The sequence below is a fragment of the Noviherbaspirillum agri genome, assembly GCF_054780595.1.
The window spans coordinates 165,988-181,576 of record NZ_BAAGWA010000004.1 but is presented as its reverse complement, the minus strand read 5'-3'; the positions used below and the strand labels follow the sequence as shown (position 1 = coordinate 181,576).

Below are 15,589 nucleotides of genomic sequence, written 5' to 3'. Positions count from 1 at the left end.
CCTCAACCATTGGGTATTGGCACGTTCGCAGCCTCTCCCCCTGCGGGGGCGAGTGGTTGCCGCGCCAGCTTCGTCACGATCGGATCCGTCCACAGTCCGGTGATCCGGTATTCGAACGTGAATGCCCTCATCAGCGGATCACGCAGGAAAAGCTGCGCAAGGAAGGTGCCGACACCGATCACCGGGTTCACCGCCAGGCCATACACAACGGATGCAGCACCCACATTAATCTCGGGAATGACAGCCACATGCAGATTCTGCGCTTCCCTGGCGATGTCCGCTGTGCCGTCGATCAACACTGTGGCCGCGACTCCCCGCATCTTGAAATTGTCCGTCCGCGCAACGCCCTGTTCAATGGTGGCCGTCGCCGTCACGCCGTCGAAGGCAAATCCTTCGGAGAAAACGTCACGAAAATCCAGCACAAGCCGCCGTGGCAAGGATTGCAGGCTCAGAACGCCCAACAGCTTCGCTGCACTCGGATCGACTTTCAGGAACTGACCAGCTGCCAGATCCAATTGGATCCGTCCACCCAGGCTGGGAATATCGAGGGCGAACGGCATGCCCTTCCAGCTGATCTCGCCCTCCATCCTGCCCTTGCCGCCACGTAGCACGTTCGCAAAACCGAAGCGGTCGAGCAGCCTGCCGGCGTCGGCAATATTGAGTGTATAGGCGAGCTCGGAAAGGCTTTTCCCGTTCCGGAACGCCCACTTGCCTGTTGCCTTGAATTCTGCATCGCGATTCTCGACAGACAGCTTTCTGATTTGCCATTCGCGCCCGGACGAACCACGCTCATTCTGTGCCAGCAGCTCGACGTAACCGAACTTCTTGCCAAACAGCTCGAAATTCTCCGCGATCAAGTCAACTGCCGGCATCTGGGTAGACGTGTCTTTGCCCTCCAGAAGCTCGGTCACCTCGGTGGCAGCCGACTCGGGAATGACCAGGGACGCAAGGCGCGCCGTCACCTTGCCCAGCCCGCGCCCGGAGCGCGGCTCAGCCCAGGTTAGATACCCCGACACCTGTTCGGAATTGATGTTTGCCTGCCAGACGCCGTTCTGATGCGAGGCCCCCACAACCACGTCGTCCAGCTTGCGGTCCATGATCAGCAGTTCCGTAGCCCGTGCGGCGAGCACTTCGGGTTCGATGTACTGCTCGATGGATGGCGCATCGGCCGGCTTCCGCGTTTCATCCTGCTTGCCGGCAGTCGTCACGGAGCTGAGTGCGCGTCGCCATGCGTCAATGTCCAGCGTTTTCAGATTGACGTTGGCGATCACGCCATTGTCGGGGAGCGGTGCAGGCACATTGACGCCAATGCCGCCCCGCACTACGCGCCATTGGCTGCCCTTTTCCTCTGCCCTCTCCCGCTGGTAATGCGCGGAAATCGACGGGCCGAGCGTCACCTTCATCTCATCGCGCGCCACGGCTGCATCAACAGATGGCAGACCGGCCAACTCGAAGCGAAGCGGCATGCTTTCATTCGCGGCCTTGCGGAGCGGCACCGGAAAATCCAGCCCGATACCGACAAGACTGGATTCGACCACGATTTCCGGATGGCCGTTCTTCACCCGGACCACCGTGCTGTACCGTGCACTGCCTGAAATGCGCTCCACCGAATTGCTTGTCACCGGGATACGGTAGATCTTGCCGATTCCCGCAGCCGTCAGCGTCCCATCGGCCCGAACAAGGGTGCTGCCGTCGCGTTGCGTGCCGCCGGAAATCGTCACCGGGCCGCCGAGGAAAGTGGACTTGATGCCGCCGATGGAGAATCCCTTCTCATGGAATTCCAGCTTGCCGGTCGATCCCGCGAGGGGCGGCAGTGCATTCATCAGCGTCACCGTATTGCCGGCAAATTGCAGGCTTCCGTTGACCTTTGCGTCGTGCATGTGATGTAACGGCAGTTGCAGCTTCAGTGCCAGCTTCGCATTCCCTGTTGCCTTGGTTTCCTCCGTAAAGTGCCCGATCCAACCGGCAACCGGGCTCTCATTCGTAAAGCGGAGAAATTCCTGCAGCGGACCTGCCGCGTTACCATCCACGTCCAGCATCATGTCAGGCGCTGCCATGTCGGGAATGATGGCCTTTACCTTGGACAAGGCCGTGCCCGAAGTCCTGGCAGTGTCCGCAGTGATCTCCATGCGGGTGCGGTCAAAGGCAATGGTGCCGACAATCTGGTCGATCACCGGCCACAAGGGCGACGTGCCGTTCTCGGCAAACTGGTCCGGCGCATAATTGAGGACCCCATTGTCGAGCTTGCCGAGAACAGTGAATTCGCCCTTGGCACGGTCGCCCGGGACGTGAAATGGAAACCGTGCCAGATCCCCCTTCAGCCGCAGACGGACATCCTTGACGCTGCCGCCAACCAGTGCACCGGTCAGCCACTGCCTCAGCGTCGCGGGCGTCTGCAAAGGCAAATAGCGGCCAATCTGAGCCAGTTCGACGCGGTTGAGTTTGCCGCTGACCTCGATCACGCCCGGCGATTCGCCTTCCTTGCGATGCAGCGGCATCTGGTGCTTGCCCGCGAACGCACCGGCCAGGTCGCCCTGAACGAAATCCAGCTTCTGCACATCGACCAGCAATTGGTCAGGGTCGTGAAAAGCCCAGTTGGCTTGCACCGTCAATTTGTCCAACGGCATGACGGGGTCGGCAAAATACCCCGGCAGATGCAACGCAAGCCGGTTGGATGCAAGGCTGAAGGTGCCGCCACGGTCGCTGGCGTCGATACGGCCAGTAAGGTTTTCGAAACCGGGAAGCGCAGGCACTGCCACCTGTGCAGGCAGGTTTTCGGTATTCGGGCGGGCTTCACGCGCCGGCAGTGGATTGAGTGACAAGCCGGCAAACTGGCCTTTGACACTGTAGGCGGCAATGTCAGGATAGATGCCCTGCCAGTTTGCGGAAAAGTCCTTCAGCACGCCGCGTGGCGCGAGTTCATTCAGCATGCGGCGCTGCTCGAATGGCAAAGGCAAGCGTTCGGCAAATTTTGCAACTGTCTGCAAGTCGAGCAATTTTGCGCTGATTTCTGTCCTGGCAGGCCGCCCCTTTCTGGCCGGGACGTAACGCTCGCTGATGGTCGTGCGCGGCAGGAAGAGCCCGTCATCCGTGCGCAGGCTGAAGTCGGTGAGCGAAATCGCATGCCCGTTATCTCCGAAAGACCGGTTGCGCGTATCGCTGCCGGAGACAATGTCTTCACTGACCGAAATGCGGCCCTCGACCTCTACCAGATTCATCAGGTCGAGGCCCTTGTCCAGGCGCGCCGAAGCGTTCGACAGGCTCAGGTCTGCAGTGAAATCAGCGACATGTGCATGATCGAACTTCAGCCAGGCACGCACCGAACCCTGCCCCTGCCGCACATCGACCGGATAGTCGACATAGGACTTCCACGCGGCGAGATCGGTATCCCGCACGTCGACATAGACTTCGCCTTTCCATTGGGTCGCATCAGAGATGCTGCGTGTGAACGCCGGATGGTCGAAGGCTGCGCGCACATCGAGCGGCGCAGCAAACGCCGCCGGCGGCGTCGCCTTCAGGGCCAGCCGGTGATGCCGCCAGTTATTGCGCAGGAGGATATTGACGTTCTCGAGTGCGAGTTCCGGCGCTGCGCGCTTGTAGTCATTCCAGCGCAGCCGGCCGTTGCGAATGACGATCTCCTCCTGCGACAAGACCCAGTCCGCGCCTTTGCCGTCCCCGGTCTTGCTGGTGTCGACAAAGATGCCTGCAACATACAGCTGGCCATCCGCATCGCGCCGCACGTCCATGTCCGGACCGGTGATCTCGAGGCGTTGCAGGCGCAGCTCCAGCGCAACCAGGGACCACCACGACAATGTCGCCGTGACATTGGGAAGCGTCAGCGATGCATTGCCGAACTTGTCATGGATGATCACCTTGTCCAGCGACAGGCGCGGCCGGATTCCGGCCCAGGATGCATCAATGCCGGTGATGGAAACCTTGTTTCCGATGGCCTGCGTGGCAGCCTGTTCAAGGTCCGGCTTGTAGGAGTCGATGTTGGGCAATACCAGATAGCGCAGGCCCAACACCAATATGCAAAAAATGAAATAGGCGGCCAGTGCCAGCTTGAACAATGCGCCAAGCGCGTGATGGGTCACCGCATTGAGAATTAGATAACATTCTTTCAGCGCGAACCAGAACCTGCCGAGCTGGGCAGTTGCCTGCCTGAGAATGTATTTATCGATGGCCATCAATCAGAAAACAAGTACACGCGGCGGAAAAAACATCAATTCGACGTTGCAAACCGGATGTTTGCATGGATATCATCAACTTGGTATTGCATGGATCAATTGGTCAGGGCGTGTCATCGAACGGTTTGGAAGATGCGCGCATGTCACGCAACCAATCGATCACGCGTCCCAGATGTCCAAGCAAAGCCAAGCATCCCGCCCTCACTTTCATCCCTGACATTGTGACCAAATCCCTTTTGACCAGCACTGTTGCTTCCAGGTTCTACGCACGTTGGCTCAATGCCGATCCCGCACGCGCAGGACAGATAGTGGAAATTGCTGAATTATCCATTACCCCTGCGATTTTTGCTCGCCTTTTACAAAATGAAATCGACGCCGGAATGCCTTTAATACGGGCAATGCGGCGTGTACGCAACCTGGTTGTGGCCACCCTGATCGAGCGGGACCTAAGCGGGCGAGCCGACCTGTCGGAGGTGCTTTCCGCGATCAGCCACTTTGCCGATTTTGCAGTGCAGACGCACGTCGCTGCACTCCACGCGGAACTGAAGGAAGCGCACGGCACGCCCATCGGCGCCGAGTCCGGGCAGGAACAGGAAATGATCGTCCTCGGCATGGGCAAACTCGGCGGCTACGAACTCAACGTTTCCTCCGACATCGACCTGATTTTCATCTATCCGGAGGACGGTGAAACGGTGACAACATCGCCTGAGCAGCGCCAGTTGTCCAATCACGAGTTTTTCATCCGACTGGGCAAGAAACTAATCGGTGCGATTTCTGAAATCACCGAGGACGGTTTCAGCTTCCGTGTCGACATGGCCTTGCGTCCCAACGGCGCATCCGGTCCCTTGGCAGCAAGCCTCAACATGGTTGAGGAATACCTCATCGTGCAGGGACGGGAATGGGAACGTTATGCCTGGGTCAAGGCGCGTGCCATGACGGGCCGTGCGTCGGACATCGAAACGCTGGACAAGATCGTCAAGCCATTTGTCTATCGGCGCTACCTGGATTTCGGCGCGATCGAAGCGATGCGCACAATGCATGCGCAGATCCGCGCGGAGGTCACGCGCCAGGAGCTGCGCCATCCTGGCCGGACCAACAACGTCAAGCTCGGCCGCGGCGGCATTCGCGAAGTCGAGTTCCTTGCGCAGGTCTTCCAGCTGATCCGCGGCGGGCGCGATACCTCGCTGCGCGACCGTTCCACCCGCGCGACGCTGAACACGCTGGCGGAGAAGAACCTGCTGTCCGCGGACGAAGTACAGCAGCTGCAGGATGCCTACACTTTCCTGCGCAACCTGGAACACAGGCTGCAATATCTGGACGATGCGCAGACCCACACCTTGCCCGCCAATCCGGACGATCAGCTGACCATTGCGCAAATGATGGGCTTTAGTGACATCGAATCGCTGCTGGCAGAACTGGACGCGCATCGCGCTATCGTGGCGGCACAATTTGACGCCATGTTCAGCGACAAGAAAAGCGCTACGCCCGGACAAGCGCAGGCCGACCAAACAGACGCTGCACAGGCAGAGGCGCAAGCCAGTGCGCCCCTGCATGCGACGCTCTCCGACGCGGATAACCGGGAGACGATCGAAGCACACCTGTCTGCGCTTGGGTTTGATGGGGCACGCGATGCAGCGCAGCGCCTGCTCCTCACCGCTCAATCGCCGAAAGTGCAGTCCTTGCCGCAGGCAAGCCGTGAAAAGCTGATGGCGCTCATCAACGCTGCCCTGCCGATCATTGCGAGCGTTTCCGAGACTCGCTCGGCCACGATGGGGCGGCTGCTCGACTTCTTCGAAGCCATCGCGCGGCGTGCAGCCTATCTTGCGCTACTGACCGAGTATCCGCATACGCTGGAGCGCGTGATCCGCATGATGAGCGCCAGCGACTGGGCCGCCAAGTACCTGACCCGCCATCCCATCCTGCTGGATGAACTGCTGGATGACCGCACGCTCCATGCGGTGCCCGACTGGCCGGCGTTTGCCGGCGAAGTCCAGCGCCAGCTTGACGCGATGGGCGACGACACCGAACAGCAGATGAATGTGCTGCGCGACCTGCACCATGCGCAACTGTTCCGCCTGCTGGCGCAAGACCTTGAAGGCGCGCTGACTGTCGAGAAGCTGGCCGATCACCTCTCCGCATTAGCGGACATCCTGGTGGAAGCAACGGTCAAGGCCGTCTGGAACACGATTCATAACCGGCATCGCGAAACGCCGAAGTTTGCGGTCATCGCCTACGGCAAGCTGGGCGGCAAGGAACTCGGCTACGCCTCCGACCTGGATGTGATCTTCCTGTTCGACGACGACGACCAGGAAGCGCCGGCACTGTATGCAAAACTTGCGCAGCGCTTCATTACCTGGATGACCAGCCACACGCCGGCGGGCATCCTGTTCGACATCGACATTGCGCTGCGTCCGGATGGAGCGAGCGGGTTGCTGGTATCGCGGCTGTCCGCCTTCGAGAAGTACCAGGCCGAATCCGCATGGGTATGGGAACACCAGGCATTGACCCGCGCCCGCTTCTGTGCCGGCGATGCCGACATCGGTGCGCGCTTCGAAGCGATCCGTGAAGCGGTGCTGCGGCAACCGCGCGACGATGTCAAGCTGAAACAGGAAGTGCGCTCGATGCGGAAGAAGATGCATGACGCGCATCCCAACCGTACTGCGCTATTCGACCTGAAGCATGATGACGGCGGCATGATCGACATCGAGTTCATCGTCCAGTATCTGGTCTTGCGCCACGCGGCACAGTATCCGCAATTGACAGCGGACATCGGCAATATTGCCCTTCTCAAACTTTGCGGACAACTTGGCCTGATCGACGCCGCGCTCGCCGGTGATGTCGCGGATGCCTACCGCACTTTCCGCAAGCTGCAGCATCAAATCCGCCTTCAGGGCAGCGAACGCGCGCGCGTGGAAAGTGAGCGTGTCGCACGCGAGAAGGATCGGGTGATGCAATTGTGGGAAGCAACGCTGGGAGACTCCAGTGCAGGCTGATGCAAACGGATAACTACGGATGTTTCCCTTGGACTTGATGCGGGCTTGATGCGGGCTTATTGCGACTGGCGGCGGACGTTGCATTCATCCCAATTCCTATTATCTTGATAGACAGATAACAGGATGCGACGCCATACTATGGCGTCGCACAGGCCCGCAGGGCCTTTTGGAGTCAGCATGTTCAAGCAAAATGCAAAAGGCCAACGCCTCGTCGCCATATTCCTATTGGGAAATCTGCTTTTCAACTATCCCCTGCTCGCGTTGTTCAACCGGCCTGATAGTCTTTTCGGCATCCCGGTCCTGTACTTGTATATCTTTGGCGCCTGGGCTCTGCTCATTGCCCTGCTCGCGTATGTTGTCGAAAAACGGTAGGACAGTGGCGTCGGGACATTCCGCGGCATCGAGGCTTGCATGATCGCTGGCTGGCAGATCGCACTTGTCTCCTTTACCTATCTCGGGTTGCTGTTCGCCATTGCATACCAGGGCGACAGGGCGGCAGCGGCCGGGCGTAGCATCATTGCCAATCCTTACGTCTATTCGCTGTCGCTGGCGGTGTATGCAACCGCATGGACCTTTTATGGCAGTGTCGGCCGTGCAGTAGGCAGCGGCATAGGCTTTCTGCCCGTGTACCTCGGCCCGACCATCATGATCACATTATGGTGGGTGGTCCTGCGCAAGATCATCCGTATTGCCAAGGACAACCACATCACCTCCCTGGCCGACTTCATTTCCTCGCGCTACGGGAAGAGTGGAATGCTTGCAGGATTGGTCACCACCATCGCCGTTGTCGGCGTGACACCTTACATTTCGCTGCAGCTCAAGGCCGTTTCCACCAGTTTCAATGTGCTGCTTGATTATCCCGACCTGGTTGCTGCATCGCTCGCCGAGCCGCAGTCGATCTGGAGCGATACCGCCTTCTATGTGGCGTTGATCCTTGCCGCCTTCACCATTGTTTTCGGCACGCGCCATATCGACGCGGCCGAAAGGCACGAGGGCATGGTGGCGGCGATTGCCTTCGAGTCGGTGGTCAAGCTCGTCGCGTTCCTGTGCCTCGGCCTGTTCGTCACGTTCGGCATGTTCAACGGATTCGGCGATCTGTTCGAACAGGCATCGCGCCTGCCCGAAGCCCGGGCAGCACTCACGATCGGACATGACACTGTGAGCATCCTGCAGAGCTGGGCATCGCTGTTCTCGGTCGCCTTCATCTCGATGCTGGCGATCATGTTCCTGCCGCGCCAGTTCCAGGTGGCGGTGGTGGAAAACGTGGATGAGGCGCACCTGAACAAGGCGATCTGGCTGTTTCCGCTCTATCTGCTGCTGTTCAATATTTTTGTGCTGCCCGTTGCGCTTGGCGGTCTCCTGCACTTTCCGGGACAAGGCATCAATCCCGACACCTTCGTGCTTACGCTACCGTTGTCTGAACGGCAGCCTGCCCTGGCACTGCTGGTGTTCATCGGTGGACTTTCTGCGGCGACCGGCATGGTGATCGTTGAAACCATCGCCTTGTCGACCATGGTTTGCAACGACCTCGTCATGCCGACACTGCTGCGCATCAAGCGCCTGCGCCTGAGCGAGAGCAACGACCTGTCCGGCCTGCTACTGCTTATCCGCCGTACAACCATCGTACTTGGCTTGCTGCTGGGCTATGCCTACTTCCGTGTGGCCGGGGAAGCGTATGCGCTGGTATCGATCGGGCTAATTTCCTTTGCAGCCGTTGCGCAGTTTGCACCGGCAGTACTGGGCGGCATTTACTGGAAAGGCGCCACACGCGCCGGCGCCCTAGCCTCGCTGGCTTCTGGCTTCCTTGTCTGGACCTACACCCTGCTGCTGCCGTCGTTCGCGCGTTCCGGATGGCTTTCGATGGATTTTCTGGAACATGGACCGTTCGGCATCGAGCTGCTGCGCCCATTGCAGCTGTTTGGCTTGACCGGCCTTGATGAAATCACGCATGCGATGGTCTGGAGCATGCTTGCCAATGTCGGCACGTTCATTGGCGTGTCGGTGGTCACCGGCCAGAGCGCTATCGAGCAGACACAGGCTGCGCTGTTTGTCGACGTATTCAAGCACGAGCGCGGCGCTGCAGATCGCGTCTGGCGCGCACACGGATCACTGCCGGAGCTGCACGGGCTGCTGTCGCGCTTTCTCGGTTCCACGCGAGCGATCGAGATCTTCCGCAACCACGCCCGCCAACGCGGCGAGGACTGGCCGCGCGAAGCAGATGCAGAACTCGTCAACACCTCGGAAGCGCAACTGGCGGGCGTGATCGGCGCCGCATCGGCACGCGTGATGATTGCTTCCGTAATCGAGAAGGAACCGCTGCGCGACAGCCTTACCGGGCTGCCGAACCGTGCCGCCATGCTGGATCAGCTGGAAGAGTCGCTGGACCACGCGCGCCTGAAGAATGATTACAGTTTCGCCTTGCTGCTGCTGACGCTTGACCGCTTCCGCGTGATCACCGACAGCCTCGGCCGCCATGTGGGCGACCAGTTGCTGCTGGCTGTTTCGCAGCGGCTCTCGGATAGCCTCAGGCTCGGTGAAACCGTCGCACATCTCGGCGGCGACGAATTTGCAATCCTGCTCAACGATGTCCGGGACGCGAGCGAAGCAAAGCGCTTTGCCGATCAGTTGCAGTCAGCGCTGATCACCGCGTACAAGCTGGAAAGCTACGAGGTGTATACGACGGCCAGCATCGGCATCGTGCTGAGCAAGCCCTCTTACACGGAGCCTGCCGACATTCTGCGCGATGCCGAAACCGCGAACCATCGTGCCATCCTGCGCGGCGGCGCGTGTAGCGAAATATTTGAATCAAACCTGCGCGAGCGCGCGGTCGCCCTGCTCGACATGGAAACGCGCCTGCGGCAGGCTGTGGTGAAGGGCCAGGCCTTCGAAGTGCACTACCAGCCGATCATCGATCTCGGCAGCGGCCGCCTGTCCGGATTCGAAGCCCTGATCCGGATGCGCCGCAGCGATGGCACATTGATGCCCCCGAGCGAATTCATCCCTCTCACGGAAGAAACCGGCCTGATCGTCGATATTGGCCGCTGGGTGCTTACCGAGGCATGCCGCCAGATGCGCACCTGGCAAATCATGTTTCCGGACCGCCCGCCAATGCAGATGAGCGTGAACCTGGCCGGGCGTCAGTTCGTGCAACCGGACCTGATGCAGCAAATCGAGCAGGTCCTCGCGCAGACCGGATTGTCAACCGAAAGCCTGAAGCTGGAGGTGACGGAAACCGTGATCATGGAACACGCGGAAGAGGCCGCAGCCATACTGGTCAAGCTTCGCGGCAAGGGGATCAAGCTGCTGCTCGATGACTTCGGCACCGGCTACTCGTCGCTTTCATACCTGCATCGCTTCCCGGTGAATACGCTCAAGATCGATTCCTCCTTCGTCCGAAGGATGGGCTCCGGGAGCAAGGATGCCGACATCATCCAAACCATTGTGACTCTCGCGCATACCCTCGGCATGGATACCATTGCCGAAGGCGTCGAAACCCAAAGCCAACTGGAGCAATTGCGCAGCCTGAAGGTGGAGTATGCACAGGGCTTTCACCTGTCCAGGCCCTTGGACGCGCGTGCGGCAGAAGCACTGATTGCCAGCTGGCCCCAGTGGTAAGGCGCGATCACAAACAAAAAACCAAAAAAAACGCCCCGGCAAGCGGGGCGTTTTAATCAACCTGAAAATCCGATTATTTTGCGGACATCAGTGCAACGGTGGTATCCAGCATACGGTTGGAGAAACCCCACTCGTTGTCATACCAGGACGAGACCTTCACCAGACGGCCGGAAACCTTGGTCAGGGTGGCGTCGAAGTTGCTCGATGCCGGGTTGTGGTTGAAGTCGACGGACACCAGCGGATCGGTGTTGTAGGTCAGGATGCCGTTCGAAGCAGCGGCAGCTTCCTTCATGATCGCGTTGACTTCATCCACCGTCGTGTCGCGTGCAGCGATGAACGACAGGTCGACGATCGACACGTTGATCGTCGGGACACGGATCGCGTAGCCGTCAAGCTTGCCGTTCAGTTCCGGCAGCACCAGGCCGACCGCTGCAGCAGCGCCGGTCTTGGTCGGGATCATCGACTGGGTTGCGGAACGTGCGCGGCGCAGGTCTTCATGCATCACGTCAGTCAGCACCTGGTCGTTGGTGTAAGCGTGCACGGTGGTCATCAGGCCGTTCAGCAGGCCGATCTTGTCGTGCAGCGGCTTGACCAGCGGTGCCAGGCAGTTGGTGGTGCAGGAGGCGTTGGAGATGACGGTGTCGGAAGCCTTCAGCACGTTCTGGTTTACGCCGAACACGACCGTTGCGTCCACATCCTTGCCGCCCGGAGCGGAAATGATGACCTTCTTTGCGCCACCCTTCAGGTGTGCCGATGCCTTTTCCTTCGAAGTGAAGAAGCCGGTGCACTCGAGCACGACGTCGACGTTCAGCTCGCCCCACGGAATCTGTGCCGGATCGCGCTGCGCGAACACCTTGATCTTGTCGCCGTTGACGATCATGAATTCGCCGTCGACTTCAACGGTGCCCGGGAACTTGCCATGCGCGGTGTCATAGCGGGTCAGGTGGGCGTTCGATTGCGCATTGCCGAGGTCGTTGATGGCAACGATCTGGATGTCATTCTTCTTGCCGCCTTCGTAGTGTGCGCGAAGGATGTTGCGGCCGATGCGGCCGTAGCCGTTGATGGCGACGCGAATAGTCATGGTTTTCTCCTGAACGTAGTAATTAAGCTAAAACCGATTTCACGGCAGCCACGACGTTCTCCGTCGTGAAGCCGAAATGCTTGAAGAGCACGCCTGCCGGCGCGGATTCGCCGAAGGTGTCGATGCCGACAACCTTGCCTTCGAGGCCGACGTACTTGTACCAGAAGTCGGTGACACCGGCTTCGATCGCCACGCGCGGCAGGCCTTTCGGCAGCACGCTCGCCTTGTAGGCTGCATCCTGGCGGTCGAACAGGTCGGTACACGGCATGGACACCACGCGCACCGCGATACCCTGCTTGGCCAATTCGTCAGCGGACTTGACTGCAAGTTCCACTTCCGAGCCGGTGGCGATCAGCACTGCCTTTGCATCGGCCGCCCCTCCAGCCGGATCACGTAGCACGTAGCCGCCGCGGTTGATGTGCAGGATCTGCTCGGCATTGCGCTCCATGAACGGCAGGTTCTGGCGCGAGAAGATCAGCGTGGTCGGGCCGTGGCGGCGTGCCACTGCGTGCTTCCATGCAATCGCGGATTCCACCGTGTCGCATGGACGCCAGTTGTCGAGGTTCGGAATCAGGCGCAGGCTCGACACATGCTCGACCGACTGGTGCGTCGGGCCATCTTCACCGAGGCCGATGGAGTCGTGCGTGAACACGAAGATCGAACGGATCTTCATCAGCGCAGCCATGCGCAGCGCATTGCGGCTGTAGTCCGAGAAGGTCAGGAAGGTACCGCCGAACGGGATGTAGCCGCCATGCAGGGCGATGCCGTTCATGACCGCCGCCATGCCGAATTCGCGCACACCGTAGTTGATGTGGTTGCCGGCCTGGTCGGCGCGCACGGCGACGCACTCTTTCCAGTTGGTCAGGTTGGAGCCAGTCAGGTCAGCCGAACCGCCGAGGAATTCTGGCAATACCGGTGCCAGCGCCTGGATCGCATTCTGGCTGGCCTTGCGGGTCGCGATGGTTTCTTTCTTTTCCACGCAGGCAGCGATGTAGGCATCGATTGCGTCGTTCAGCTTGCCCGGCAGTTCGCCCTTCATGCGACGCAGCAGTTCGCCAGCTTCCTGCGGATAGCGCTCGCCGTAGGCTTTCAGCAGGGAATCCCACTGTTGCTCACGCTCCTGGCCTTGCTTCTTCGCATCCCATGCGCCATAGACGTCAGCCGGGATCTCGAACGGTGCATGGTTCCAGCCGAGTGCTTCGCGGGTGGCAGCGATTTCCTTGTCGCCCAGCGCCGCGCCGTGTACATCATGCGTGCCGGCCTTATTCGGGCTGCCCTTGCCGATGACGGTCTTGCAGCAGATCAGGGTCGGCTTGTCGGATTTCTTCGCGGCAGCAATCGCGGCGTCAACCGCAGCGACATCGTGGCCGTCGACATTGCGGATCACATTCCAGTTATAGGCTTCGAAACGCTTCGGCGTGTCGTCAATGAACCAGCCTTCCACGTGGCCGTCGATGGAAATGCCGTTGTCGTCATACAGCGCGATCAGCTTGTTCAGGCGCAGTGCACCGGCCAGCGAGCACGCTTCATGCGAAATGCCTTCCATCAGGCAGCCGTCGCCGAGGAGAACGTAGGTGTGGTGGTCGACCACGTCAAAGCCCGGCTTGTTGAATTCAGCGGCGAGCAGACGCTCTGCCAACGCCATGCCGACGGCATTGGTCAGGCCTTGTCCGAGCGGACCGGTGGTGGTCTCGACGCCCGGGGTGATATGCACTTCCGGATGGCCGGCGGTCTTGGAATGCAACTGGCGGAAATTCTTGATCTCCTCCATCGGCAGGTCGTAGCCAGTCAGGTGCAGCAGCGCGTAGTGCAGCATCGAACCATGGCCGTTGGACACGATGAAACGGTCGCGATTGATCCAGTGCGGGTTCGCCGGATTGTGGCGATAGTGCTTCGACCACAGCGCGACGGCAATTTCTGCCATGCCCATCGGCATGCCGGGGTGGCCGGAATTTGCCTTTTGTACTGCGTCCATCGCCAAAGCGCGGATTGCGTTGGCCATCTTGTCGGTCGGAAGAGAGGAAGTCATGTCAAATCAAGAAATGTGGCGGGTCTCTGAGCGACCTCCCGACCGCTGTTGGCGGGAGAATCAAAGCCGGGTATTTTACCAGACGACGGCGTACGGATTTAAAATCGAGCCATTGACTCATGCCAAGGCGACGCCCTGTACCAAGTACGAACCCGCCTTCCGGAAAATCCGGACTCGACGACGGAAAGTACTTTGCGTTGCCTATGAAACAGCCTTGGCGTCCTTGCAACCAGAGACGCTTTCCATAAAACAAACAATCCAGCATGCCTCGCTTTTACTGCCCTTTGCCGCTGTCTGTCGGCGCCACGCTCACGGCACCCGAGAACATCTCGCACCATATCCATGTGCTGCGGCTCGGCGCCGGCGAAACAATCACCCTGTTTAACGGCGAGGGCGGCGAGTACACGGCCACCTTGTCGCATCCGGACAGGAAGCGAGCCTTGGTGGAAATCAAGGCATTTTCACCGCGCGAGGTGGAACTTCCCTATTCCGTGACGCTGGCGCAAGCTTTGCCTGAAGGCTCGAAAATGGACTGGATCATCGAAAAGGCGGTCGAACTTGGCGCTGCAGCGATCCAGCCCATCGCGGCCCAACGTTGCGTGACGCGGCTTGCACCGGATCGTGCCGCAAAGAAGATGGAGCATTGGCGAGGCATTGCTGCTTCCGCCGCGGAGCAAAGCGGACGCAACCGGCTCACCCATTTGTCAGACCCAACGCATCTTCGCGACTGGGTCGGCCGACAGAACCTGCATCGCCGCATACTGCTTTCCCCGCGCGCCAATCAATCCCTGTCGGACTGGGCGCGACACCATCCGCCACAGTGTGTCGCACTCCTGATCGGACCGGAAGGAGGCTTCACCAACGAGGAGGAAGACATCGCGATCCAGCACGGCCTGCTGCCGCTGTCCATGGGTTCGCGCGTGCTGCGAACCGAAACCGCGGGCCTCGCCGCACTCGCGGCGCTGAATGCGGTCTGGGGAGAGCTCTGACAGGCTGTAGAAAGGCGTAACGGGCGGGCCGGGAAGCACACGCGTACGAGTGGTACGCAGAGCACTGCGGGCCGCGGGATCGGCGCGCGCAGTCGTCGTCAACGGTCCGCCAAAGGCAATGCGCTTCCCCGTTTCGAGTGTACTTTCAATCAGGATCAAACCTCGGGTGGATTTCTGACCTTTCGGCATGTGTTTCTCCTATGGTGGCTGTTTTCCCACCCATTCTTTTCCTATCCATTCAGGAGACACACCATGGGACTTCTTGACAGGGCGCTGGATATGTTGGGCAGCAACAATCCTCTGCCAATGATGGATACAAGGACCAAACTGCTGCAGGCCGCCCTTTCCTTAATTGCCAATAATGGCCGTGCAGGAGGCCTTCCGGGCTTGGTCGACCGTTTCCAGCAAGCCGGCCTGGGAAACGTGATCGTCTCATGGATCGGCACTGGTACGAATGTTCCCATTACCGGCCCGCAGGTGCGCCAGGCGCTCGGCGACGAAGAGATCCGACATATTTCGGAGGAGACCGGCCTCCCGCAGGACGAAGCAGCCGACCAGCTAGGCAGCATGCTGCCGGATCTCGTGGACCGGCTCACACCCGCCGGGAACATTCCGCAGGGCGGCCTGGGCAACATGAGTGCGCTGCTCGATCATTTCATGGGCAGGCACTATTAAGACTTCAATGTCGTGAAGTT

8 protein-coding genes are annotated in these 15,589 nt (G+C 59.9%); 5 read left to right on the top strand and 3 right to left on the bottom strand.

Annotation, left to right across the window (positions count from 1 at the left end; translation table 11 throughout):
• Positions 1-2 precede the first annotated feature (2 nt).
• Positions 3-4,187: a YhdP family protein gene (locus ACYVIA_RS09050; RefSeq protein ID WP_460840010.1), complete on the bottom strand. Its 4,185-nt coding sequence runs from the start codon at positions 4,185-4,187 to the stop codon at positions 3-5.
• A 221-nt stretch (positions 4,188-4,408) separates the two neighbouring features.
• Between ACYVIA_RS09050 and glnE the strand changes: the two genes are divergently transcribed.
• The 3 genes from glnE (at position 4,409) to ACYVIA_RS09035 (ending at position 10,795) form a co-directional block, all read left to right on the top strand.
• On the top strand, positions 4,409-7,180 hold the full coding sequence (glnE, locus tag ACYVIA_RS09045) for a bifunctional [glutamate--ammonia ligase]-adenylyl-L-tyrosine phosphorylase/[glutamate--ammonia-ligase] adenylyltransferase (protein ID WP_460840008.1): 2,772 nt from the start codon (positions 4,409-4,411) through the stop codon (positions 7,178-7,180).
• Between the two features lie 177 nt (positions 7,181-7,357).
• Entirely contained in the window at positions 7,358-7,552 is a 195-nt protein-coding gene (locus tag ACYVIA_RS09040; RefSeq protein ID WP_460840007.1) for a hypothetical protein, read from the top strand.
• 39 nt (positions 7,553-7,591) lie between these two features.
• The gene (locus ACYVIA_RS09035) at positions 7,592-10,795 is read left to right on the top strand and encodes an EAL domain-containing protein (protein ID WP_460840005.1); all 3,204 of its coding nucleotides are present in this window, start codon (positions 7,592-7,594) and stop codon (positions 10,793-10,795) included.
• A 73-nt stretch (positions 10,796-10,868) separates the two neighbouring features.
• Here ACYVIA_RS09035 and gap read toward each other — a convergent pair whose 3' ends face one another.
• Positions 10,869-11,876 carry a type I glyceraldehyde-3-phosphate dehydrogenase gene (gap, locus tag ACYVIA_RS09030; protein WP_460840003.1) on the bottom strand — a complete coding sequence of 336 codons (1,008 nt, stop codon included), beginning with the start codon at positions 11,874-11,876 and terminating at the stop codon, positions 10,869-10,871.
• A gap of 22 nt (positions 11,877-11,898) precedes the next feature.
• Positions 11,899-13,905 carry a transketolase gene (tkt, locus tag ACYVIA_RS09025; protein ID WP_460840000.1) on the bottom strand — a complete coding sequence of 669 codons (2,007 nt, stop codon included), beginning with the start codon at positions 13,903-13,905 and terminating at the stop codon, positions 11,899-11,901.
• Positions 13,906-14,168: 263 nt separating this feature from the next.
• Here tkt and ACYVIA_RS09020 point away from each other — a divergent pair, with 263 nt between their 5' ends.
• Together ACYVIA_RS09020 and ACYVIA_RS09015 are read left to right on the top strand one after the other, a co-directional pair.
• Positions 14,169-14,894 carry a 16S rRNA (uracil(1498)-N(3))-methyltransferase gene (locus ACYVIA_RS09020; protein ID WP_460839998.1) on the top strand — a complete coding sequence of 242 codons (726 nt, stop codon included), beginning with the start codon at positions 14,169-14,171 and terminating at the stop codon, positions 14,892-14,894.
• A gap of 252 nt (positions 14,895-15,146) precedes the next feature.
• Entirely contained in the window at positions 15,147-15,569 is a 423-nt protein-coding gene (locus ACYVIA_RS09015; protein WP_460839996.1) for a YidB family protein, read from the top strand.
• Positions 15,570-15,589: the final 20 nt, after the last annotated feature.